The sequence below is a fragment of the Tardiphaga sp. 862_B3_N4_1 genome (genome assembly GCF_051811085.1).
GTDB classification, from domain to species: Bacteria; Pseudomonadota; Alphaproteobacteria; order Rhizobiales; family Xanthobacteraceae; genus Tardiphaga; species Tardiphaga robiniae.
Genome location: NZ_JBPWQB010000002.1, coordinates 1,265,259 through 1,288,585, shown reverse-complemented (window position 1 = coordinate 1,288,585; position 23,327 = coordinate 1,265,259). Strand labels below are relative to the sequence as shown.

Genomic DNA, 23,327 nt, shown 5'->3' with positions numbered 1-23,327 from the left:
ACACCAGATGCAACTTTTCGTCACAATTCGCGTTACTACACCATGATGACGAAGCCCGATATCTGGTACGTGGCGTTTGGCCCCGACAAATCCGTGAAGTCCGACACTCGTGCGACAAACGGTGTGCGTACGACCAGGACCTTCAAATCCGAAATCGATGCAAAACTGTTCGCCCGGGAAATCCTGGCCAAAGGCTGGACCGCTACAGCCGGCACACTCAATCCATATCAACCCAAGCGCACCATTGCGGCATCGCAGATCGAAGACTGGGCCGATCCCGCTCGAGCCGACTAATCTGGCTAGATGACTTCGTAGGCGAAAAACAGAATGATTACCGTGATCGCGACGAGGCCTCCCAGAAAGCACTGATCGGCAATCGACTCGCAGCGCTCGCTGAGTTGGCGGTTTTGCGACTTCCGCATCGATGTGTAGGACGCGACCGCGCTGGCGAGAAAGAACAGCGAGGCGATGGCCGAATATTCATCGACCCGGCTGGGGCCGATCTGCGGCTCCATGATCTTGACCAGTCCGATCAGCGTCGCGCAGACGCCGATCATCGTTCCGGAGCTCGGCAGGATGTGCTTGGAAAGCGCTCCTTGCTCCCCGGAGGCCCTGTCGTCACTCATGGCGGGATTACGCCTCGCCGGTGAGGAACGGGTTTGTCATGCGCTCCTGGCCGATGCTGGAGCCGGGGCCATGACCGCAGATGAACCCGACATCGTCGCCGAGCGGGATCAGCTTGGTCGTAATCGAATGGATCAATGTCTCATGGCTGCCGCCGGGGAAATCGGTCCGCCCGATGGAGCCTGCGAATAGCACGTCGCCGACATGGGCGAATTTCATCGCCTTGCTGTAATACACGACGCTCCCAGGCGAATGACCGGGGCAGTGCAAGATGTCGAAAGTCAGGCCGCCGACGCTGACGGTGTCGCCTTCATTGAGCCAGCGGTCAGGCATGAAGTTGCGGGTGCCCGTCATGCCGTACTTCGCGCCGCTGTCCTCGACATGTTCGAGCAGGAACGTATCGGCGACATGCGGGCCGATGATTTCGACCTTCAGCGTTTCGCGCAGCTCGTCGGCGCCGCCGACATGGTCGATATGGCCGTGGGTCAGCCAGATCTGTTCGACCTTCACATTGGCCTTGGCAATGGCGTCCAGGATCAGCGGCACGTCGCCGCCGGGATCGATCACCACGGCCTGCCGCGTGGCCTCATCCCACAGCAACATGCAGTTCTGCTGAAACAGGGTCACCGGAATGATGGTGCCCCCGGCCTGGGCTTTATGTTCGGTTTCATCTGTCATCGCGCCACAATGCTGATTTTTGCGGGCGAGAAAAGGGAAATTTGGGCTTTCTTCTTCCCCTCTCCCGCCTTCGCTTCGCTCAGGCACCCTCTCCCGCGGCGCGCAGCCTCGCTGCGCTGGGGGAGAGGGGAGGGAAAGGACGACCGCGTTCTACTTCTTCAACTGCACCTTCAACGTCGCCTCCACCTCGCGATCGAAGGACGACGCCTTGGCCGGCGCCTTGTCGCGCTGGGCCATGAGGTAGGCATCGCGCTTGGTCACCAGCGCTGTCAGCTTGTCGTTCAGCGCCTTGCGATCCTTCATCTGCTTGCCGAGTTCATCGGCGCGCTGCTGCGGCGACAATTTGCGAATGGCCTCAGGCAATTCATCTTCCTTCACGCTGTCGAGTTTCTGCTTGCCGGCGGACACGTCGCTGACGAGGTCGCCGCCGCCGGTGACGGCTTCCGACGACACTTTCGCGCGCTTGTTGATGTAGCTTGCCATATCCGTTGCCGAGGCGGGCGCCGCCGCTGCGACTTCCGAGAGCTGCCGGGTCTTGTTCTCGGTGTGCTTCTGCAGCGCGCGCGGGCCGTAGGGGATCACCGTCTTGTTGACGTCGTTCTGCAGGATGATGATCTCTTCGTCATAGGGCGTCTCGATGATGACGATCTGGCCGCCATCCTGCGGGATTGCGATGAAACGGCCGTCGCCGCGCTGGGCAACGTCGCGCCAGACCTTCTCCGTATCGCGGGCGGCGCCTGCCAGAACAGCGTTGACGATGATATTCTTCTGCTTCGCGACTTCGAGCGTGGTCGTGTATTTCGTGTCCTGCTGATAATCCATATGCGGCGGTGCGTCGCCGACCAGGAAGACGATACGCCTGACATCGTTGCCCTTGGTCCATTGCAGCTTGTTGACGGCGACATCGAGCGCCTCGTTGACGCTTTCCGGCCAGTCGCCGCCACCTTGCGCCCGGACCTGCAGCAGGTTGCCATAGAGATCCTGGATGTCGGTGGTGAGGTCGAAGGTCTTGGTCACGTAGTCGTCGCCGATGTCGCGATAGGCGACGAGACCCATGCGGATGTCGGCGTCGGGATTGCTGTCGAGGATCGTGGTTGCGATCGACCAGATCTTACGTTTGGCGCCTTCGATCAGCCCGCTCATGGAACCGGTTGTGTCGAGCACGAAGGCGACTTCGACGGTCGGCTTTGCCTGCGCGGAACCGGCGAAAATCGCTTGCGGCAAAGTTGCGGCAGCGGCGAGCAGGACGACGCGACTGAGATGGGCTAAGCTCATGGAATGTCTCCGTAATCCGGGCTGCTGCGATGAAAGAACACGCCCGCTGCCGCTTGCGGAAAACTTGCGTCCGGCTTGCGACATGCGTGCGGCAGACTGGCGGGAGACGTGATGCGCGGCCCCGCCGAAATCGGCTAAGTTTGTCGCCATGGAATCGAATGCCGTTCACACGCCCGCGCTGATTTTCGATCGCCGCCAGTCGGAGACGGCGCTGGCGATTGCGCGCGGAACCACAAGGTTGCTGCGGTCGCTGGGATTCTCATGCGTCAGCGAATTGCCGCTGCCGTCCGGACGGCGTGCGGATCTGGTCGCGCTGAACGAGCGCGGCGATATCTGGATCGTCGAGATCAAGTCGTCATTGGAGGATCTGCGGGCGGATCAGAAATGGCCAGACTACCGCACCCATTGCGACCGGCTGTTCTTCGCCTTTACGCAGGATCTGCCGTGCGAGATTTTTCCTGCCGACACAGGCCTGATCGTGGCGGATGCCTATGGCGCGCATGTTCATTGCGATGCACCGGAGCACCGGCTGCCGGCGCCGACGCGCAAGGGCATGATGCTGCGCTTCGCGATGACCGCGGCGCACAGACTGAACAGGCTGCACGACCCTCAAGGTCATGCAGCCTGGCCGAACGAAATCTAGCTTTTAAAGAAGGCTCAGCGCGGCGCGCGCTTGGCGAGAATGCGCTGCAGCGTACGGCGATGCATGTTCAGACGACGTGCGGTCTCCGAGACGTTGCGATTGCACATTTCATAGATGCGCTGGATGTGTTCCCAGCGCACGCGGTCGGCCGACATCGGGTTGTTCGGCAGTTCGGACTTGTCATTGTCGATCGCGAGCAGCGCTGCAACGACATCGTCGGCGTCGGCCGGCTTCGACAGATAGTCGACAGCGCCCATCTTCACTGCGGTCACGGCGGTGGCGATGTTGCCATAGCCGGTGAGCACGATGGCGCGCGCATCGGGACGCTGCTGCTTCAGCGCCGACACGACATCGAGGCCGTTGCCGTCACCGAGACGAAGATCGACTACGGCAAAAGCGGGCGCTGATTTGCTGATCTGGGCGAGACCTTCGGAAACGGAGTCGCAGGACGTGACCGTGAAGCCGCGCGTTTCCATCGCACGCGAAAGACGCTCCAGAAACGGCTTGTCGTCCTCCACGATCAGGAGCGAACGGTCGGTCTGTTCAGTCACTTCGGCGAGCGCATTCACGGTTCAAAATCCTCCATATCCAATACGATACCATATGGCGCTGCCGAATGCAGCTGCCAAGGGTGTGAAGATTTGAATGGCTTGATTGTGAAGTTAATCCAAAAGCGGTTTGGCCCGTAAAACGGGTGGTTAATTCTAATCACGGTGGTACATCAGCGCGGCGTGTTGTCGCAGAGCAGCATGATGGACGAAACGTAATGAAAGCAGATCCGGAATGGACGCGACTCCGACTGGGCCGAAGAAGCCCGAGTTAAATGACGAGACATCCGCTCGTTACGACGGCTGGCGTATCGTCGGTGTTTGTTTCCTGCTCGCGACATTCGGCTGGGCGCTCGGTTTCTATGGCCAGAGCGTCTATCTCGCGGAACTTCAGCGCGTGCATGGCTGGCCGGCCTCGACCATCGCAACGGCCACGACCTTCTTCTATCTCGTCGGCGCATTGCTGGTCGCATTCGTAAGCGAAGCGATGCGCGCGCTCGGGCCGCGTAACTGTTTGCTGGCCGGCGTCGGCGTGATGGCGTTTGCCACCATCCTGCTCGGACAGATCACGTCGCCCTGGCAGCTCTATGCGGTGAATGTGCTGCTCGCATTCGGGTGGGCCGGCACAAGTCTGGGCGCCATCACCAACACGCTCGGTCTGTGGTTCGACAAGAAGCGCGGTATGGCCATCAGCCTTGCGCTGAATGGCGCGAGTTTCGGCGGCATCGTCGGCGTGCCTTTACTGGTCGCGGCGAGCAATGCCTTCGGCTTTGGCGGCGCGACTATCGCAGCAGCGATCGCGATGCTTGTGCTGCTCGTCCCGGTGATCATTATCTTCGTCGGCCATCCGCCGCATCGCGCAGCATCCGCCACACCGGACGGTGTTGCCGCTACGGCCAGCGCGCCATCGTCGACACGCATTCGCGCGGAGGCGATGCGCGACGTGGCGTTCCTGACGCTCACCATTGCTTTTGCGTTCGGATTATTTGCGCAGGTTGGTTTCATCGTTCACCTGATCTCGTTTCTCGATCCGGTGATCGGCCGCGAGCGCGCGGCGGCCGCGGTATCGCTGCTGACGCTGATGGCGGTGGTTGGCCGCGTCTTGTTCGCGACAGTGATCGATCGGCTCAATCAGCGACTGGCATCGGCGCTATCGTTTCTCAGCCAGGCAACGGCGCTTGCGATAATTATCAATTCGCGCAACGAAGCGCTGGTGTTCTTCGCCTGCGCGTTGTTTGGCTTTTCTGTTGGCAATCTGATCACGCTGCCGGCGCTGATCGTGCAGCGCGAATTTGCTGCGCGGTCGTTCGGGGTGCTGGTCAGCCTGATCACGGCGGCGACGCAGGTCACTTACGCTTTCGGTCCGGGCATCGTCGGCTGGCTGCGCGATCTTTCGGGCAGTTACGCCGTGCCGTTTTATGTCTGCATGGCGTTGCAGGTGGCCGCGGCACTGTTGATCATGGTGCGGGGGCGGAAGAGCAAAGCTCTAACCTCATGGTGAGGAGGCGCGTAGCGCCGTCTCGAACCATGAGCTGCTTGGCACATCCTTCGAGACGCCGTGCGAAGGGGCGCGGCTCCTCAGGATGAGGACAGAGCTCAAACGTCCCGCTGCTTCAGCAGCTCCTCAACATCCAGCCGCTTCGTAAACATCGCAATCCCGCCATCGCCATTCCGTGGCCACTCCGCCTCCGGCCGATCCCAGTACAGCTCGACGCCGTTCTGGTCGGGGTCGCGCAGATACAGCGCCTCGCTGACGCCGTGGTCGCTGGCGCCGTCAAGCTGTATGCCGGCCGAGAGCACGCGGTGCAGCGCGTCGGCCAATGCGGCGCGGGTGGGATACAGGATCGCGGTATGGAAAAGACCTGTGGTGCCGGGCGCCGGCGGCTGGCCGCCTTTGCTCTCCCAGGTGTTCAGGCCGATGTGGTGATGGTAATCGCCGGCGGCGATGAAGACAGCCTGATCGCCATAGCGCTGCTTGACCTGGAAGCCGAGCACATCGCGGTAAAAACCGAGCGCGCGATCCAGATCGGCAACCTTCAGATGAACATGCCCGATCCGCGTGCCTGCGGGGATTGGCGGGGTTGGGTCGGGCATGTGGGAGCTCCTGAGTTGCGTGATGCTCAAGACGATCTAGTCACGGGATCGAAGGATCGGTAGAGCGTCTTCGCGAAACCCATCGTTTCCGGGAATTGGATTGATGGGTCTCGCGGCGCTTTACCCATAGGGGCATCGCCTACGCAAGTTCCGAGACCAGCCCGTCCGGCAGGCCGAACTCGTAGGTGTTCAGCGTCATCGAGACCATGGTGTAGTAGCCGCACAGGCCGATGATCTCGACGAGGCCCTGGGCGCCCAGCGTCTCGGTGGCTTCGTCATAGAGCGGCTTGGACAGGCCCTGCGCCTCATGCAGCGACTTGGCGACGTCATAGATCACCCGCGCCTTCTTCTCGCTGAAACTCGGCGTGCGACGGTTCTTGATATCTTCGATGATGGCGGGATCGAGGCCGCCGTCGAGCGCCATCTTCTTGTGCGCATACCATTCGAAATGCGCGGTCCAGTGCCGCGCGGTGACGAGGATCGCCAGCTCGGCATGCGCGGGTGTCAGCGTGGTGTCGTAGCGCAGAAACGCGCCGAGGCGGGTCGCGTGCCGGGCCATGTTCGGGCTGGCGAGCCAGGCCATCATCGGCTCCGGCGGGCGTCCGCGCTTGCTGGCGATCGACTCGTCATAGATGGATTTCTGGTCGGGAGACATTTCGCCAGGCGAAAGCCACTTGAGACGCATGTTGTTTCCTCGTGTGTTTTTGCTCGTTGTTCTCTGGCGATACACCGGAATGGCAAGCCTGACTACTTCCGCTTTGCAGCAGGCCATTGAATTCCACGAAGTGGCGAGTAAGCTTCGCCCAACAACATTGCGGATGCTTGGCATCCCGCGCACAAAATGGATGGAAACGCTGATGTCGGATCTCGATCAATTTCGCAGCGAGACGCGCGCCTGGCTTGATGCCAATTGCCCGCCGGAGATGCGCAAGCCGATGAGTTCGGACGAGGATACATTCTGGGGCGGACGTAACGCGAAATATTCATCCGAGCCGCAGCGGATCTGGTTCGAACGGATGCGCGACAAGGGCTGGACCGTGCCGCATTGGCCAAAGGAATATGGCGGCGGCGGCCTCGACGGTGAACGGACGAAGATCCTGCGCCAGGAAATGGCAGCGATCTCGGCCCGTCTGCCGCTGGTGTCGTTCGGCATTTCAATGCTCGGGCCGGCGCTGTTGAAATATGGCACCGACGCCCAGAAGCAGGAGCATCTGCCGAAGATCGCGGCGGGTCTGATCCGCTGGTGTCAGGGGTACTCCGAACCCAATGCCGGGTCCGATCTCGCCTCGCTACAGACGCGCGCCGAGAGCGACGGCGATGACTATCTCATCACCGGTCAGAAGATCTGGACGTCTTACGCGAACTATGCCGACTGGATCTTCTGCCTGGTGCGCACCGACGCGTCCGGCAAGAAGCATGACGGCATCAGCTTCATCCTGTTCGACATGGCGTCGAAGGGTGTCTCGACCAAGCCGATCCTTTTGATCTCTGGCAAGTCGCCCTTCTGCGAAACTTTCTTCGATAGCGTCCGCGTGCCGAAGTCGCATGTGCTCGGCACCGTCGATCGCGGCTGGGACGTGGCAAAATACCTGTTGCAGCACGAGCGCGCGATGATCTCCGGCATGGGCGAGCGCGGTGCTGGCCGGCCGCTTGGCCAGGTCGCTGCCGACTCCATCGGGGCGGACGAACAGGGCCGCCTCGACGATGCGATGCTGCGCGGGCAAATCGCAAGTTTCGAAGTCGACGAGGCCGCATTGGCCTGTGCGGCCGAGCGCGCGGTCGATCTGGCGAAAGCCGGTCAGGCGCATCCAGCGTTTTCGTCGGCGATGAAATATTACGGCACCGAACTCAACAAGCGCCGCCATGAAATCCTGATGTCGGCAGGCGGCATCGATGCACTGGAATGGGAAAGCCAGCGCTCGCATGAAGGCGCACGTCCGCGTGCGTGGCTGCGCACCAAGGCGAATTCGATCGAAGGCGGCACGAGCGAGGTCATGCTGGGGATTGTCGCCAAACGCATTCTGGATTTGCCGGGGGCGTGAATTTCACTCTGCCCTCATCCTGAGGAGTGGCCGAAGGCCGCGTCTCGAAGGATGGTGGTGCACTCCATCTCATGGTTCGAGATGGCGCTTCGCGCCTCCTCACCATGAGGACTGAGCTAGGATCAATTTGGTCGCCAGACCGCCTCATCATTGGATCACAACCCATGCCTCTCCTCCTCAACGAAGAACAGACCATGCTGCGCGATAGCGCCCGCGGCTTTATCGGCGACAAGGCGCCGGTCAGTCATTTCCGGCAGCTCCGCGATGCCAAGGATGCGACCGGGTTTTCGCGCGACTACTGGCGCGCGTTCTCCGAGATGGGATTTGCCGGACTGCTGGTACCGGAAGCGTTCGGCGGCAGCGGGCTCGGCGCCGTCGAAGCCGGCGTCGTGATGGAAGAGATTGGCCGCACACTGATGCCGTCGCCATTCTTCGCCACGGCTGTGCTGGGCGTCTCGGCGCTGAATCGGGGCAGCGACGCCCAGAAGTCGGAATATCTGACAAAGATCGCCAATGGTGCGCTGCTGGCGGCGCTGGCCATCGACGAAGGCGCGAAGCATCGCCCGCTGCAGACGGCGATGAAGGCCGCGCGCTCCGGCAATGGCTTCAAGCTGAACGGCGCGAAGGCCTTTGTCGTCGATGGCCACACCGCCGATCTCCTGATCGTCGCGGCGCGCAGTGCAGGTGCGCCGGGTGAGCGCGAGGGCCTCACGCTGTTTCTGGTCGATCCGAAGGCCAAGGGTATCGCGCTCGAGCGCACCGCGATGGTGGATTCGCACAATGCAGCGCGGATCACGTTCGACAATGTCGAGGTTACCGCCGACAGCGTGCTCGGCGATGTCGATCAGGGCGGCGCATTGCTGGACAGCGTGCTGAATATCGGCCGCGGCGCCGTCGCGGCGGAGATGGTTGGCCTGTCAGACGAAGTGTTCGGCCGCACCGTGACCTATCTCAAGGAGCGCAAGCAATTCGGCAAACTGATCGGTGAATTTCAGGCGCTGCAGCATCGCGCCGCGCATCTCTATACCGAGATCGAGGTGACCCGTGCGGCGGTGCTGAAGGCGCTGCAGCTGATCGACGACGGCGCGCCGACGGCGCCGGCCGCTATTGCCGTCGCCAAGGCCAAGGCCGGCACCACGGCGACGCTGGCCGTGCAGGAAGGCGTGCAGATGCATGGCGGCATGGGCATGACCGATCAGTTCGACATCGGCTTCTTCATGAAGCGCGCGCGGGTCTGCCAGGAATTGCTGGGGGACAGCAATTACCATGCGGATCAATTGGCGCGGCTGAAGAATTATTGAGTGCGGGCGACGAGAGCTGGGACGGACTAGCTGAAACTCGTCATGCCCGGGCTTGTCCCGGGTATCCACGTCTTGGGGTCTTGCTAGGGAAGACGTGGATGGCCGGGACAAGCCCGGCCATGACGGCGTTTAGCTATGACGGAGGGTCGTTAGCCCTACCTGATCGGCGGGGCGTATTGAATCCCGCCGGCGCTCCAGATCTGGTTCAACCCGCGCGGAATCTTCAGCTTCGAGCCTTCGCCGATATTGCGGTCATAGACTTCGCCGTAATTGCCGACATGGCGGATGATGCGGGCGGCCCAGTCCTTCGAGAGGCTGAGGTCTTCGCCATAGGCGCCTTCGGTGCCGACCAGACGCATCACGTCGGGCTTCTTGGACTTGAGGGCTTCGTCGATGTTCTTCGAGGTGATGCCAAGCTCCTCGGCATTGATCATGGCGTAGAGCGTCCACTTCACGATCATCATCCAGTCGTCGTCACGCTGGCGCACCACGGGGGCCAGCGGCTCCTTGGAGATGACGTCGGGCAGGATCAGGTGATCGTCGGGCTTGCTCATGGTCAGGCGCAGCGCATAGAGCTGCGAGGCATCCGCCGTGAAGGTGTCGCACTGGCCGGAATTATAGGCCTTCAGGACTTCGTCCAGCTTTGGAAACTTCACTTCGGTATATTTGATGTTGTTGCTGCGGAAGTAGTCCGCGAGGTTCAGCACCGTCGTGGTGCCGTCCTGGACGCAGACCTTGCTGCCATCGAGCTCCAGTGCGGAATCGATCTTGCGGGACTTCGGCACCATGAAGCCCTGGCCGTCATAATAGGATACGGCGGGGAAATAGAGATCGTAATTGGTTTCGCGCGACATGCTCCAGGTGGAATTGCGCGACAGGATATCGACCTTGCGGCTCTGCAGCTCCTTGAAGCGATCCGACGCGTCGAGCGGAACGAAGGTCACCTTCTTTGGATCGTTGAAGATCGCAGCGGCAACGGCGCGGCAGAAGTCGACATCGAAGCCGGTCCAGGTGCCCTGCGCATCCGGCGACGAGAAGCCGGGCAGGCCGGTATTGACGCCGCAGAGTACTGCGTCGCGTTTGACGGTGCGCTTCAGCGTCTTGGTGTCGTAGCGCTCATAGGTGATCGCAGCCGCAGCCACTGCAGTGGCAACCACCAGGCCGATGGCCAGCCCGGTCGTGAAAGTCCGCTTCATCCCCATGCGACGTCCGCCCCGTATTCAGAGAAAAATATGTCAGAGAAAAACTGGATCGAAGAGCTGTGCGGCGAGGCGCAGATCAGATTTCAGGCTTCTGCCGTACGATGACCTTGGTGCCCACCGGGATCCTCTCATAGAGGTCGGCGACATCGGCATTGACCAGCCGGAAGCAGCCGGACGATACGGCGGTGCCGATGGTGTCGGGCCGGTTGGTGCCGTGGATGCGATAGACGGTGGCGCCGAGATAGAGCGCGCGGGCGCCGAGCGGATTGCCGGGGCCGCCGGCCATAAAGCGCGGCAGATAGGGCTGACGCGCGATCATTTCCGGCGGCGGCGTCCAGTCCGGCCATTCCGCCTTGCGCGAGATTTTCAAGAGGCCCTGCCACTGGAAGCCGTCGCGGCCGACGCCGATGCCGTAACGCAGCGCGCGACCATTGCCCTGCACCACATAGAGATGGCGCTCTGAGGTCGCGATGATGATGGTGCCCGGTGCCTCGGTGGTGCGGTACAGCACCATCTGCTTCTGGAATTCCGGTTCAAGCTGAACGGAGTCGTCGGCAATCAGCCCGGGCTCGTCGCCGACATCCGGGCGCGGTTGCTGGGCGAGGCCTTGCGTGATCGACAACATCAGGCTGGCTGCGGCGACGAGCTGAAAGCCAAGCAGGCGGCGGATGTTGATCATCGCAGGCATCTCCGGTTTCGCGTCCGATATTCTGTATCATCCCAGCCAAATCACGGGAACCATGAAATCAGCGGGCGACGGTCCGCGCGCGGACGTCGTGAGTCGCCGGCATATTTGCCGTCCGCGGGTGACGATTTGATTAAAGGTCACCGCGTCTATTTCGGTGCGATCCACAGTCGCAGCACGTAGCTGACGAGGGTCACACTGGCGACGCCGCCCAGCCACAGCGCAACAAACCACAACAGGCGCTGCATCAGCGGGCGCTTGTCTGAAGGGACGGGCTTTTGCTGCGACGCAGGTGTCATCAGTGATAGCCCGCGCCAGCGCGAACCTTGCCGCGAAACACATAATAGGCCCAGGCGGTGTAACCGAGGATGATGGGAACCAGCACGGCGACGCCGTAGCTCATGAAATGCAGGCTATTGTCGGGCGACGCGGCCTGCCAGATGGTGATGCTGCGCGGCACGATATAGGGCCACATGCTGATGCCCAATCCGGCATAGGACAATGCGAACAGCGCCAGCGACAGGAAGAACGGCCGGTAATCCTGTTTGGCCGCGAGGCTTCGCATCAAGAGCGCCGTGATGGCTGCAACTGCAATCGGCACCGGCGCCGTCAGGATGATGTTGGGCCAGGCGAACCAGCGCCGCGCATATTCGGCATCCAGAAATGGCGTCGCGATGCTGACGAGACCGATGGCGGCGAGCATGGCGAATAGCAGCCACCAACTCAGCCGATAGGCCTGATCGCGCAACGCGCCTTCGGTCTTCAGCACCAGCCAAGTGGCCCCGAGCAGGCCGTAGCCGGCCATCAGTGCGAGTCCGGTCAGGACGCTGAACGGTGTCAGCCAGTCCCACCAGCCGCCGCCATAGTGGCGACCATTGACGACGATGCCTTGCAGGATCGCGCCGAGCGCCACGCCCTGCGCGAGCGTGGCCATCAGCGAGCCGCCGGCAAAGGCGATGTCCCACAGATTGCGCTCGCGCGTGGTGCGCCAGCGGAATTCGAAGGCGACGCCGCGAAACACCAGCCCCAGCAGCATCACGATCATCGGCGTATAGAGCGCCGGCATCAGCACCGCATAGGCCAGCGGAAACGCCGCCATCAGCCCTCCGCCGCCGAGCACCAGCCAGGTCTCGTTGCCGTCCCAGACCGGGGCGACCGAGTTCATCATGACGTCACGGTCTTCCTTCTTCGGGAAGAGTGGAAACAGCATGCCGAGGCCGAGATCGAAGCCGTCCATCACGACATAGACGAACACGGCAAAGGCGATGATGAAGGCCCAGACGACCGCTATATCGATCATGACGCGTGCCCCGATGCGGTTGCACCCACGGCCGGGGTAATGCCCGCCGCACGACTCGGCACGTTGCCGGCGGGGCCTTGCTCATCATGATGCGGCGGCGCGGCCATGAGCCGGAGCAGATAAATCGTGCCGGCGGCGAAGACCAGGAAATAGACGATGGCGAAGGCGATCAGCGACGACGCAACGGCTGGCGCCGCCAGCGGCGAGACCGAATCGCTTGTCCGCAGCAGGCCGAACACCGTGAACGGCTGCCGCCCCGTTTCGGTCGTTACCCAGCCGGCCAGCACGGCGATGAATCCCGCCGGGCCCATCGCCAGCGCAAAGCTGTGAAGCAAACGCGACTCATAGAACTTGCCGCGGAAGCGCATGAAGAGGCTCAGCAGTCCCAGCCCCAGCATCAGAAAACCGATGCCGACCATGATGCGGAACGACCAGAACGTCACCGGCACCGGCGGCCAGTTCTCGCGCGGGACGGTGTCGAGGCCGGCCATCGGCGCATTGAGATCATGCTTCAGGATCAGCGATCCGAGCTTGGGGATTTCAATGGCGTAGTTCACTTTGCCTTCGGCCTGACTCGGGATGCCGAACAGGATTAGCGGTGCGCCATGGGGATGGCTTCCGAAATGGCCTTCCATGGCCATGATCTTGGTTGGCTGGTGCTCGAGCGTGTTGAGGCCGTGCTGATCGCCGGCAAGAATCTGCAGCGGCGCGACCAGCGTGGCCATCCACATCGCCATGGAGAACATCACGCGCGGGCCGGGCAGGCGCGTATCCTTGAGGAGATGCCAGGCGCCGACAGCGCCCACCACGAAAGCCGTGGTGAGATAGGCTGCCAGCACCATATGCACGAGACGATAGGGGAAGGACGGATTGAAGATCACCTTCCACCAGTCGGCCGCAACGAACTGTCCGGCAGCGTTGATGCTGTAGCCGGCCGGCGTCTGCATCCAGGAATTCGCCGAGAGAATCCAGAACGCCGAAAACAACGTGCCGATCGCGACCATCAACGTAGCGAAGAAATGCAGCCTTGGACCGACGCGCTTGAGTCCGAACAGCATGACGCCGAGAAAACCTGCTTCGAGAAAGAAGGCGGTGAGGACTTCATAGGCCATCAGCGGGCCGATGATCGGTCCTGCCTTGTCGGAGAAGGCCGACCAGTTGGTGCCGAACTGGTAGGACATCACGATGCCCGAGACCACGCCCATACCGAAGGCCACGGCGAAGATCTTGAGCCAGTAATTGAACAGGTTGAGGAAGACGTCGCGCCCGGTCCACAACCAGAGCGCTTCGAGCACGGCGAGATAGCTCGCTAGCCCGATCGAGAACGCGGGAAAGATGATGTGAAATGACATCGTGAACGCAAATTGCGCTCGGGCTAGTATGACAGGGTCAAAGCCTTCGAACATCTGCATCCGTCCATGTGTAGTCTGGACGTGTTCTATCATGCAGAGCGCGCGGGCGAAACTGCGCGAGGTCTTTGTTAGTTGGCCGCCCGGATTCGGCAACGTCTTGAAAAGGCTGTCCATCTGCCCACATTGGCGTTCGCCGTTGGACTCGTAGACAATTTGTCCAATTTTGTCAGATGTATTGCGCAGGTCGGTGCGGAAGTTCGTGCGTCCGCCGACGATGACAAAGCCGTAGCTCCAAACAGAATACGACCCGGAAGGGGGCATCCCGTCCGGGTCGCTGGAGGTGGGGAGATTTACGCGAACTGACGTCTGGAACGTTGGAGCAAAAGGAACGCGGCAGATTACGCTGCGATACTGTCGATGCCGGCGGTCTTCAGGAGATCGGCGAGCTGCTTGCGGGCGTAGAACATCCGGGTCTTCACCGTCGACGCGGGGATACCGATCAGGCCGGCGACCTCTTCCACTGACTTCTCATGATAGTAGACGAGGTTGACGATCTCGCGATGCGCCGGCGACAGCTTGGCGACACAGGCGCGAAGAATGGCGCTGGTGCGGCTGCGATCAAGCGACGCCTCAGGTGTATCGGCCTGGTCGGCGATTTCCATGACATCGTCCTGGTCGATGTCTTCATATTTACGCTGGCGCAGCGCGGTCAGTGCCTTGAAGCGTGCGATCGACAACAGCCAGGTGGAGACCTGCGAGCGGCCTTCGAATTGGCTGGCGGTCCGCCACACGTCGAGGAATACCTGACTGACCAGATCTTCCGCCGCCGACGTGTCGCGCAGCATGCGGAGAACGAAGCGATAGACCCGCACATTGTGTCGGGCATAAAGCGTGTGCATCGCTGTGCGGTCGCCGCTGGCGATATTCTCCAGCAGCATCTCATCCGAGGTGGCGCGGGCCGTAATGATACCCTGCTGACCGGCGGCATTGAGGGCGATGACGTTCTGCATGACTAACTCCCGTAAGAGACCGCGTTGCGGCTTCGTTGGGAGGATTGTTAAGGAGCCCCGGTTTCAGGGCGTCTGCTTCAAAAGCGGAAAATGGTTTCATGGAACCGGAGAATTGTTTCATCGCAGGGTTTGCGACGAAACATTCAGAGGTGAAATGCGTGTAAATTGAATGAGATAGATTCCAAAAGGGGTGCTCAGGCCTTGTCGCCCACCGGGGAGAACAAATAGCCCCCGCCGCGAATTGTACGGATCACGGCGGGTTTCGTCGGATCGGGCTCGATCTTGCGGCGGATTCGCATGATCCGTAGGTCAACCGCCCGGTCGAAAGCCTCTGCATCGCGGGCATTGGCCAGTTCGAGCAGCCGTTCGCGCGAGAGCACGCGCTTCGGATTCGCGGCGAATACCTTGAGCAGGCCAAATTCAGAGGCTGTCAGCGGATGTTCGTTGCCCTCATCATCGCGCAGGGCCTGCGCTTCCAGATCGAGCCATTTCGTGCCGAAGCGCACGAGATGATCCTTGCTCTCCTTGGCAGGCGTTGCGTCTGCTGCTGCGCCCTTCACCGGCGTGCTTCGGCGCAAGACCGAGCGGATGCGCGCCATCAATTCGCGGAGTTCGCAGGGCTTGGCGATGTAATCGTCGGCACCGAGTTCGAGGCCGACGACACGGTCGATCGGGCTTGCGGTGGCGGTGAGCATGATCACCGGCACGTTGATGCGGCTCTTGAGGTCACGGATGATCGAGAGCCCGTCTTCCTCGGGCATGTTGAGGTCGAGCACAACGAGATCCGGCACCTTGGTCTCGATCTCGCTGCGCAGGCTCTTGCCGCCGTCGCACAGGGTCACGGCAAAGCCGTGCATCTTGAGATAGTCGCCCACCATCTCGCGGGCGGGTGCTTCGTCGTCGACGACGACGATATGCGGGCTCTGGCTCATGACAGGCCCTCACTGGTGGCTGGCAGCAGGATGGTGAAAGTGGCGCCCTGGCCGGGGCTATGTGCATTCACCTCGCCGCCATGCATGTCGATGATGCGTTTGACGATCGACAGGCCGAGGCCGGTTGAACTTTCACCACCGGTCGGCTTGGCTGAAAGCCGCTGGAAACGACCAAACAGGCGGTCGAGATCCTCCGGCGACAGGCCGGGACCTTCGTCGCTGATGCTGATGCGGACATAATCGGCATCGCCTGTGATGAGCAGCGCGATCTTGCCGCCGATCGGGCTGTATTTGATGGCGTTGCTGACGAGATTGTCGATCGCTTCGCGCATCCGGTCGGCATCGCACATGGTGAGATCGTGGTGATCCGGCGCCGAGACGGAGAGGTCCTGCTGCTTGTTCACCGCAGACGGCCGATTCGCTTCAGCGACGTCCCGGACCAGCGTCGCCAGATCGACCGGCTCACGGCGGATGGTGATATCGAAGGCGTCCGCCATGGCGTCGGAGATCAGGTGATCGACCATCGAGGTCAGTCGCTTGGTGGCGTCACGAATGTGATCGACCTGCGCGGAGATGTTTTCCTTCGGCGATCCCGCGGAAATCAGCTCGGTCAGCATCTCGGTGCGGCCGAGGATCACGCCGAGTGGATTCTTCAGGTCATGGGCGACGGTACCCAGAATCTCGTTCTTGAAGCCGTTGGCGCGCTGCAGCCGCAGCCACTGCGCGGAAAGCCGGCGATTGGCCTGCATCAGGGCGCGGGTACGCTGCGCCACGCGGTCTTCCAACTGCGTATTGGCCTCGTGCAGTTGCTGATAGAGGATCACGTTGTCGAAGGCGATCGACAGCCGACTGCCGAAGATCTCCACCAGCGAGCGGTCTGTCTCCGACAATTGCCGCTCCGCCTGCAGCAGCACGACAACCTCGCGGCCGCTGCCGGTGCGGATGTAGAGCGCCGTCCGATGGTCGGCGAAATCATGCTTGCGGCGCTTGAAGGCCTCTTCGACCATCAGGCGCAGGTCCGGGTCGAGCGACTGCGCGGTGGCGGTACCCATGAAGCGGCTGTAGCAGCCTGATCCGGCGAGGACGGCATAGTCGTCGCCGACAACGCCGCCATCGCGCAGCACCAGAATGCCGGCGCAATCGACATTCAGCAGCGAGGCGATCTGCGTCAGCACGCCTTCGGCAAGCCGCTGCATCGACTTGAAATCATAGAGCGTCGAGGCGGCGTCGATGATGATTTCGAGGCCGCGCCGTGTCTGCACCATGCGTTCGAGTTGCTGATAGCTGCGCAGCGCGGCCGTCAGCGAGGTGAACAGCTTGTCGGCGGTCAGTTCGGTCTTCGCCTTGTAATCGTTGATGTCATAGTCGACGATGACGCGGCGCTCCGGCGCCTGGCCGGGCTGGCCGGTACGCAGGATGATGCGGACGGTTTCGTTGTGCAGCTCGTTGCGGATGAACTCGACCAGTTCGAGGCCGGCCGCATCCGTCTCCATGATGACGTCGAGCAGTACGGCTGCGATATCCGTATGCTCGCGCATCAGGGCCTGGCCTTCGGCAGCGGAATAGGCCGACAGGATTTCCAGCGACTGGCCGTTCAGGGTGTAATCGCTCAGCGCGAAGCGCGTGCCCTCATGCACGGCCTGGTCATCGTCGATGACCGCGATCTTCCATTTTCGGTTATTGGATTCTTCCGGGACATCACCGGAGTCTTCAATCAGGTAGAGGACATCGTCCTGGTCGGCCATTGCGTAGTCCCGTCAAATGATCCAGCGGCGCCAGTGGCGGCCCGCGGCATGATAATGCGAAATGTCGTGCCTTGTCCCAGTCTTGACTCCAGCATCATCCGGCCACCCAGCTGCTGGGTCACCAGATTGTAAACGATGTGGAGGCCAAGGCCGGTGCCGCCTTCGTTGCGGCGGGTGGTGAAAAACGGGTCGAAGGCCTGCCGCTGGACGTCCGGGCTCATGCCCGCGCCGTTGTCGGAGAAGCTGATCTCGATATCGTCGGCGCCGCGCGGCTTGGCGGTGATGGCGATGGCGCCCGGTTTGCCGTCCGGAAATGCGTGATTGGCCGCATTCAGGAACAGATTGGTCAGGATCTGGCCGTAGGACCCGGGATAGCCATCGATCATCAGCCCGTCCGGCACGTCGACCGTCAGTGTGATCGGAGCCTTCTTCAGGACGGGGCGCAGACTGGCGATGATCTGATCGGTGGCCTCGGAGAGGCTGAATTGCCGCCGTTCGGCGTGGGACCGATCGACGGCGACCTGTTTGAAGGACTGAATAAGCTCGCCGGCGCGATGCAGGTTGGCGACCAGTTGCTGCGCCGCATCGCGTGACGTCTTGACGAATTCTTCCAGTTGCGAGCGCCGCAGCGGGGCATTGGAGCGCAGTTCGGCCTCGAACATTTCCGAGCGCCGCGCGAAGCTTGATGCCACGGTCAGGCTGATGCCGATCGGATTATTGACCTCGTGGGCCACGCCGGCGACCAGACCGCCAAGTGCGGCCAGCCGTTCGGCGTCGATCAAATTCTGCTGTGCGGCATTTAGTTCGAGCAAGGCGCTTTCGGCTTTCTCTTTCGATGCACGCAGCTCGTTCTCGGCTTCGCGCTTGGCGACGGCGTTTTCACGGAACACTTCGACGGCGCGGGCCATGGCGCCTACCTCGTCCTTGGCGGCCGTGCCCTGGACCTTGCGATCATAGTCGCCCGAGGTGATCGCGCGCATCGAGGCCATGATCTGCTGCAGCGGCAGGCGGATGCTCAGCGCGATGATGATGCCGGCCGTGATGATCAGCCCAAGAAAGGCCGCGGCGATGACCATGACATTGCGGGAGATTGCCGTCAGCGTGCGGTCGAAAGTGGCCTGCGCGGACTGCTCGCGCTGGCGCATCTTGACGGACAGGCCATCGATCGCAGCAATCGTGTCGGCCTGGCTGGCATCGATCGAATTTCGCAGCAGGTCCGTGCGGCTGGAGAGTTGTTCGGACAGTTTTGCGAGCCCCTGGCGGAGGGCAACTGAGCGTCCCTTGAGCCGCTGCAACGCAATACGCTGCAGATCATTGTCGGCGAGGTCGGTCATGACCGGGATAGTACGCTCGATCGTCTCTGTGTTGCGGCGTGCATCCTCGGCCGAGGCGGATGCCAGCGACAGATAATAGGCGTTGGCGGCGACCAGCATCGCGGTGAATGCCTCACGCGACTTGCCGAGTGCCGGCCAGATCAGCGCGTCACGCTGGCCGGTGGCGCCCTCGATGATGGAGTACAGTCCCGCCATGTCCTTGGCAGGCCCGAGCACCTGTTCCTCATAGGTCTTGGCAATGGTGGTTTGAAGCGTCCGCAATTCACCGAAGCCGCTGAGGAAGCGCTCGGTGACGCGCTCCAGCTCGGCGACCGAGCCTGACAGCATGGGGTCGGTCGAGGCACGGGTATTCAGTGTCCCAAGCACAGCCTCGCGCAACAGCAGGATTTCGGCGAACAGTTCGGGGCTGGGCTGATTGATATAGCGATGGATCAGGTTCTGCAGCCGGCCGGTCTCGCTCTCGAGTAGGGCCAGAACCTGATCGGATTGCCGGACCTGGCGCACGTCGTCCCAGGCTGAGGACAGCACCCGCGAGCCGCTCCAGATCAAGCCCGCCAGGACGAGGACGACCGCCGAGTTCAGGGCTGCGATGGACAAAATGCGCCAGCGGATCGGAATCGCACGGACAGCCGCGACGACGCCGGTCCGGCCTCGCGCCGCCAGCTCGTCCTGTCCTTCAGAAACTCCGTTGTGCGGGCTCGTCACCACAGGTGTGTCATTCGGCCTTGCGAAAGGTTCAATCGGTGAGACAGCCGTGCGTCGCAACCCGGCAATTCGTTTTTTCTAGTCTGAAAGAGTTTCGTTGAGGTTGCGAGACAGTTCAATGTAGCAAATACAGGCGGTGCTGGCTATTAACCTGCAACAACTGGTTGAACTGGCGCAGTCCCGATTGAACCGAACGCCGCGAAGTCGCAACAGAGTGCTGCGGCAGATCGCGTCCGGTGAACGCCACCGTGCGGGGCAATTTCGATCAAAACTATAATGAAATCATTATTTTATTGGGCGGCGGAAGCTTTGGCCTCCCAACAAGAATGATTAGCACAGCAGGCCGGCAGCCGACGGCGTTGTAAGGGCAGAATGAAATGAAGTTGAAGGCGGCGCTCGGATATCTCGCGCTCGTGGTGACAGTCAGCCAGACGTCGACGCCCGCACGCGCCACCGACATTCAGTGGTGGCACGCGATGTCCGGAGAACTCGGCCGGCACGTCGAAAAGCTGGCCGCGGATTTCAACGCCACACAGACGGGCTATCGCATCGTTCCGGTCTACAAGGGCAACTATACCGAGACCGTCACGGCGGCGATCTTTGCCTTCCGGTCTCGGAGCCAGCCGGCCATCGTCCAGGTCAACGAAATCGCGACGGCCACCATGATGGCCGCCAAAGGCGCAACCTATCCCGTCTATGAGCTGATGCGCGATCAGGCGGAGGCGTTCAATCCGTCAGCCTATCTGCCAGCCATTACGGGCTACTACACTGACATGGCCGGCAACATGCTGTCCTTCCCGTTCAATGCGTCGACGCCGATCCTTTACTACAACAAGGATCTGTTCCGTGCCGCCGGGCTCAATCCGGACGAGCCGCCGCGGACCTGGCCGGAACTCGGCGCCGCCGCCAGGCGATTGCGGACGGCAGGCGCGGTTTGCGGCTTCACGACGGCCTGGCCGTCATGGATCAATGTCGAGAACTTCTCGGCATTCCACAACATTCCGGTGGCCACCAAGTCCAACGGCCTTGGCGGGTTGGATGCCGTGCTCACCTTCAACAATCCGCTGATGGTGCGGCATATTACGCAACTCGCCGAATGGCAGAAGACCAAGGTCTTCGACTACAGCGGCCGTGCGACAGCAGCTGAGCCACGCTTTCAGAAGAGCGAATGCGGGATTTTTCTGGGCTCGTCAGGCACCCGCGCCGACATTCTCGCCAATGCGAAATTCGAGGTCGGCTATGGCATGATGCCGTACTGGCCGGATGTCACGGCAGCGCCCCAGAATTCGATCATCGGCGGCGCAACGCTCTGGGTGCTGCGGGATCGACCGCGCGAAGAATATAAGGGCATCGCGAAGTTCTTTGCGTTTCTTTCGCAGCCCGAAGTGCAGGCGACCTGGCATCAGAAGACGGGTTACCTGCCGATTACGCGCGCCGCTTATGAGCTCACGCGCCAGCAGGGTTTTTACGACCGCAACCCCGGCACGGTGAAGTCCATCGAGCAGATCACGCTCAAAGCGCCGACGGAAAATTCGAAGGGATTGCGCCTTGGCTCATTCACGCTGATCCGGGACGCCATCGAGGATGAGCTGGAACAGGCCTTCAGCGGCAAGAAGCCCGCGCAGGAGGCCCTCGACGCTGCCGCAGAGCGCGGTAACAAATTGCTGCGCCAGTTTGAACGCGCCAATCCTGTGCAGTGATATCTGACCGGTCGCGGCGCATCATGATCTTCGTTAGTCGCTAACGAAGATCATATCTCAATGGAACATTGAACGCCTCTGTACCGCCGGTCTTCTCCGGCGGAAATGCCGGGAATGGCTGCGCGCGGCGAACCATGGCGAGTGTTTCGGCGTCGAGCGCTTGATTTCCCGACGATCCCAGGAGGCGGGACGACAGCACGCGACCGCTGCGATCGAGCGTAAAGGCGATTCTGACGACTGCCGTGCCTGACTGACCGGTGCGTGCACTCTGGGGAAATTGCTTGAAGCGCTGCAAGTGTGATTGAACGAGCTGATTGTAAGACGCAGACGCTGCCCTCGAGGCACCGGCCGCTGCAGCCGATGCTGCAGGCGCAATGCGTTCTGCGCGCGGTGCTGCGGTGGTCTGCGGCGCTGCTGGCGTATCGTTGGGCTTCTTCTTGACCTCGGCGCGTATCGGCTTCGGCTTGGGCTTTTCCGGCACCGGCTTTGGCGGATCGGGAATGATCTTGGCGGGCTCGGGCGGGGGCGGCGTCGGCTCGGTTTTCTGCTCGGGCGGCGCTTCGACGACCGGCTTCTCCATCGGCGGCGTCGGTGGGATCTGCTCTTCCACCTGCTTCTGCTGAACCGGCTCGGGCGGCGGCTCGGACGGCGCTTCCGCTTGCTGCATCTCGGGGCCGGGCGCGATATCCAGTGGCTGCGTTTCAGGCGCTGCGGTGGCCGGCGCCATGTCGATCATGATGGTCGGCATCGTAACGCCCGGCGGGTTTGGTTGATGGTACCACCAGATGCCTGCGGCGATCAGGCCGGCATGGATCGCGACGATAGCAATCGCCGATCCGGTCCAGCGAAGCCTGACGCTGTCGGTCGGCGCATGTAGCGCAAAGACGTTCATGGCGCAGAGGTTCGTCCGTCGAGGCCGACCAGCGCGATCTTGAGATAGCCTGCATTGCGCAGCAGGTTCATCACTTCCATCAGATCGCCATAGCTCACGACCTTGTCCGCGCGCAGGAAGATGCGCTCGTCCTTGTTGTTCTTGGTCGCAGCATCCAGCGTGCCGCTCAGCGTATCGCGCGGGATGATGTCTTCGCCCACGGCGATCGTCAGGTCCGGCTTGACGGTGACGAAGACCGGCTTGTCGGGACGCGGCTGCGGTTCTACGGCGCTTGCCGGCAGATCGACACCGAGATCGACCGTTGCAAGCGGCGCCGCCACCATGAAGATGATCAGCAGAACCAGCATCACGTCGATGAAAGGCGTCACATTGATTTCGTGGTTGACCTCGAGGTCGTCACCGCCGCCTGAGCGTCCACCTAATCTTGCAGCCATGATCTATTCCGCCGCCCGCGAGATCGGCATTCCGCGACGGCCGTGATCGCGGCTCATCAGCAGCATGACCTGTGCGGAGGCATCGCCGAGCAGCGCTCGGTAGGTCGTGATGTTACGAACGAGCTGGTTATAGATCACCACGGCCGGAATGGCTGCGACAAGACCGAGTGCTGTCGCGAGCAAGGCTTCTGCGATGCCCGGCGCGACGACGGCGAGGTTGGTGGTCTTGGTTTCCGAAATGCCGATGAAGGCGTTCATGATGCCCCAGACGGTTCCAAACAGGCCGACAAAGGGTGCAGTCGCACCAATCGTTGCGACCACGCCGATGCCGCGGGAAATCCGGCGCGACATCGCCTGTTCGACGCGCTCAAGCCGAAGCGCAATGCGCTCCTTGAAGCCGTCATCGAACAGTCCATGGGAGAGGGCAGTCTCGCGCACGGCCGAATGAATGAGCTGGGCCACGGGATCGCGGGCATTGGCGCTATCGCGCTCGACCTGGGCTAGCGTCGTGTCGCTTTCCAGTATATCGAGCCGCCGTTTGGCGGACCGCGTTTCGCGGTTGAGTTCGATGGTCTTTGCGAGCCAGACCGTCCAGGTCACCAGCGAGGCGATGGCAAGCCCGATCATCACGGCCTTCACCACGATGTCGGCATTCATGAACATGCCCCATGGGGACAGATTATGCGGAAGCAACGCTTCCGTGGTCGCAGCTACGGCAAACTGCGGAACCGCCGCCGTTCCGCCAACCGCCAGGAATACAGTTGCGATGGGAGACCAGGATCTTGTCATAGGGGCTGCATTCCGTCGGTCGAAGTTTGCAATGGGAGATGA

Annotated in this window: 24 protein-coding genes; 6 read left to right on the top strand and 18 right to left on the bottom strand. The window is 61.7% G+C overall.

The features are described 5' to 3' along the window. Positions 1-42 precede the first annotated feature (42 nt). Complete coding sequence (locus tag AB8B02_RS23325; protein WP_093757625.1) at positions 43-294, top strand: hypothetical protein; 252 nt, start codon at positions 43-45, stop codon at positions 292-294. Between the two features lie 5 nt (positions 295-299). Here AB8B02_RS23325 and AB8B02_RS23320 read toward each other — a convergent pair whose 3' ends face one another. The 3 genes from AB8B02_RS23320 to AB8B02_RS23310 form a co-directional block, all read right to left on the bottom strand. Then, positions 300-626, bottom strand: a complete 327-nt coding sequence (locus tag AB8B02_RS23320) for a hypothetical protein (RefSeq protein ID WP_089263487.1) — start codon at positions 624-626, stop codon at positions 300-302. Between the two features lie 7 nt (positions 627-633). Then, the gene (locus AB8B02_RS23315) at positions 634-1,302 is read right to left on the bottom strand and encodes an MBL fold metallo-hydrolase (RefSeq protein ID WP_439065300.1); all 669 of its coding nucleotides are present in this window, start codon (positions 1,300-1,302) and stop codon (positions 634-636) included. 150 nt (positions 1,303-1,452) lie between these two features. Continuing rightward, complete coding sequence (locus tag AB8B02_RS23310) at positions 1,453-2,577, bottom strand: vWA domain-containing protein (protein ID WP_439065299.1); 1,125 nt, start codon at positions 2,575-2,577, stop codon at positions 1,453-1,455. A gap of 148 nt (positions 2,578-2,725) precedes the next feature. Between AB8B02_RS23310 and AB8B02_RS23305 the strand changes: the two genes are divergently transcribed. Beyond that, entirely contained in the window at positions 2,726-3,220 is a 495-nt protein-coding gene (locus tag AB8B02_RS23305) for an MmcB family DNA repair protein (RefSeq protein WP_439065298.1), read from the top strand. Positions 3,221-3,234: 14 nt separating this feature from the next. Here AB8B02_RS23305 and AB8B02_RS23300 read toward each other — a convergent pair whose 3' ends face one another. Continuing rightward, entirely contained in the window at positions 3,235-3,789 is a 555-nt protein-coding gene (locus tag AB8B02_RS23300) for an ActR/PrrA/RegA family redox response regulator transcription factor (RefSeq protein WP_089263491.1), read from the bottom strand. Positions 3,790-4,003: 214 nt separating this feature from the next. Between AB8B02_RS23300 and AB8B02_RS23295 the strand changes: the two genes are divergently transcribed. Beyond that, positions 4,004-5,269 carry an MFS transporter gene (locus AB8B02_RS23295; protein ID WP_439065297.1) on the top strand — a complete coding sequence of 422 codons (1,266 nt, stop codon included), beginning with the start codon at positions 4,004-4,006 and terminating at the stop codon, positions 5,267-5,269. Positions 5,270-5,364: 95 nt separating this feature from the next. Here the strand turns inward: AB8B02_RS23295 and AB8B02_RS23290 are convergent, their stop codons facing one another. Beyond that, the gene (locus AB8B02_RS23290; RefSeq protein ID WP_439065296.1) at positions 5,365-5,862 is read right to left on the bottom strand and encodes a VOC family protein; all 498 of its coding nucleotides are present in this window, start codon (positions 5,860-5,862) and stop codon (positions 5,365-5,367) included. Positions 5,863-6,001: 139 nt separating this feature from the next. Next, the gene (locus AB8B02_RS23285; protein WP_068729735.1) at positions 6,002-6,547 is read right to left on the bottom strand and encodes a carboxymuconolactone decarboxylase family protein; all 546 of its coding nucleotides are present in this window, start codon (positions 6,545-6,547) and stop codon (positions 6,002-6,004) included. Positions 6,548-6,719: 172 nt separating this feature from the next. Here AB8B02_RS23285 and AB8B02_RS23280 point away from each other — a divergent pair, with 172 nt between their 5' ends. Both AB8B02_RS23280 and AB8B02_RS23275 read left to right on the top strand, forming a co-directional pair. Then, entirely contained in the window at positions 6,720-7,904 is a 1,185-nt protein-coding gene (locus tag AB8B02_RS23280) for an acyl-CoA dehydrogenase family protein (RefSeq protein WP_439065295.1), read from the top strand. Between the two features lie 164 nt (positions 7,905-8,068). After that, entirely contained in the window at positions 8,069-9,205 is a 1,137-nt protein-coding gene (locus AB8B02_RS23275) for an acyl-CoA dehydrogenase family protein (RefSeq protein WP_439065294.1), read from the top strand. Between the two features lie 155 nt (positions 9,206-9,360). On the opposite strand, the gene AB8B02_RS23270 is transcribed toward AB8B02_RS23275, so the two are convergent. The 9 genes from AB8B02_RS23270 to AB8B02_RS23230 form a co-directional block, all read right to left on the bottom strand. Beyond that, the gene (locus tag AB8B02_RS23270) at positions 9,361-10,401 is read right to left on the bottom strand and encodes an amino acid ABC transporter substrate-binding protein (RefSeq protein WP_086936948.1); all 1,041 of its coding nucleotides are present in this window, start codon (positions 10,399-10,401) and stop codon (positions 9,361-9,363) included. Positions 10,402-10,483: 82 nt separating this feature from the next. After that, on the bottom strand, positions 10,484-11,086 hold the full coding sequence (locus AB8B02_RS23265; protein ID WP_089263709.1) for a L,D-transpeptidase: 603 nt from the start codon (positions 11,084-11,086) through the stop codon (positions 10,484-10,486). Positions 11,087-11,241: 155 nt separating this feature from the next. After that, positions 11,242-11,391, bottom strand: coding sequence for a DUF2474 domain-containing protein (locus AB8B02_RS23260; RefSeq protein WP_120287497.1), 150 nt, complete (start codon positions 11,389-11,391; stop codon positions 11,242-11,244). Then, the gene (gene cydB, locus AB8B02_RS23255; RefSeq protein ID WP_089263497.1) at positions 11,391-12,392 is read right to left on the bottom strand and encodes a cytochrome d ubiquinol oxidase subunit II; all 1,002 of its coding nucleotides are present in this window, start codon (positions 12,390-12,392) and stop codon (positions 11,391-11,393) included. The genes AB8B02_RS23260 and cydB overlap by 1 nt, the downstream gene beginning before the upstream one ends. Beyond that, a complete protein-coding gene (locus tag AB8B02_RS23250) occupies positions 12,389-13,798 on the bottom strand; it encodes a cytochrome ubiquinol oxidase subunit I (protein WP_439065293.1) in 1,410 nt (469 codons plus the stop codon). Before AB8B02_RS23250 ends, cydB begins: the two co-directional genes overlap by 4 nt. A gap of 344 nt (positions 13,799-14,142) precedes the next feature. After that, entirely contained in the window at positions 14,143-14,754 is a 612-nt protein-coding gene (locus tag AB8B02_RS23245; RefSeq protein WP_093757615.1) for a sigma-70 family RNA polymerase sigma factor, read from the bottom strand. 194 nt (positions 14,755-14,948) lie between these two features. Then, positions 14,949-15,686, bottom strand: a complete 738-nt coding sequence (locus AB8B02_RS23240; RefSeq protein WP_175369166.1) for a response regulator — start codon at positions 15,684-15,686, stop codon at positions 14,949-14,951. Beyond that, entirely contained in the window at positions 15,683-17,431 is a 1,749-nt protein-coding gene (locus AB8B02_RS23235) for a DUF3369 domain-containing protein (protein ID WP_120287494.1), read from the bottom strand. Before AB8B02_RS23235 ends, AB8B02_RS23240 begins: the two co-directional genes overlap by 4 nt. After that, complete coding sequence (locus tag AB8B02_RS23230; RefSeq protein WP_439065927.1) at positions 17,401-19,428, bottom strand: ATP-binding protein; 2,028 nt, start codon at positions 19,426-19,428, stop codon at positions 17,401-17,403. Before AB8B02_RS23230 ends, AB8B02_RS23235 begins: the two co-directional genes overlap by 31 nt. A 419-nt stretch (positions 19,429-19,847) precedes the next feature. On the opposite strand from AB8B02_RS23230, the gene ugpB reads away from it, so the two are divergent. Continuing rightward, on the top strand, positions 19,848-21,170 hold the full coding sequence (gene ugpB / locus AB8B02_RS23225; RefSeq protein ID WP_439065292.1) for a sn-glycerol-3-phosphate ABC transporter substrate-binding protein UgpB: 1,323 nt from the start codon (positions 19,848-19,850) through the stop codon (positions 21,168-21,170). A 40-nt stretch (positions 21,171-21,210) separates the two neighbouring features. Here the strand turns inward: ugpB and AB8B02_RS23220 are convergent, their stop codons facing one another. Genes AB8B02_RS23220 through exbB form a run of 3 tightly spaced genes read right to left on the bottom strand, consistent with a single transcriptional unit; the run spans position 21,211 to position 23,285 of the window. After that, the gene (locus AB8B02_RS23220) at positions 21,211-22,062 is read right to left on the bottom strand and encodes an energy transducer TonB family protein (RefSeq protein ID WP_439065291.1); all 852 of its coding nucleotides are present in this window, start codon (positions 22,060-22,062) and stop codon (positions 21,211-21,213) included. After that, positions 22,059-22,496, bottom strand: coding sequence for a TonB system transport protein ExbD (gene exbD / locus AB8B02_RS23215; RefSeq protein ID WP_089263503.1), 438 nt, complete (start codon positions 22,494-22,496; stop codon positions 22,059-22,061). The genes AB8B02_RS23220 and exbD overlap by 4 nt, the downstream gene beginning before the upstream one ends. 3 nt (positions 22,497-22,499) lie before the next feature. Continuing rightward, positions 22,500-23,285, bottom strand: coding sequence for a tonB-system energizer ExbB (gene exbB / locus AB8B02_RS23210; protein WP_120287491.1), 786 nt, complete (start codon positions 23,283-23,285; stop codon positions 22,500-22,502). Between the last annotated feature and the right edge of the window lie 42 nt (positions 23,286-23,327).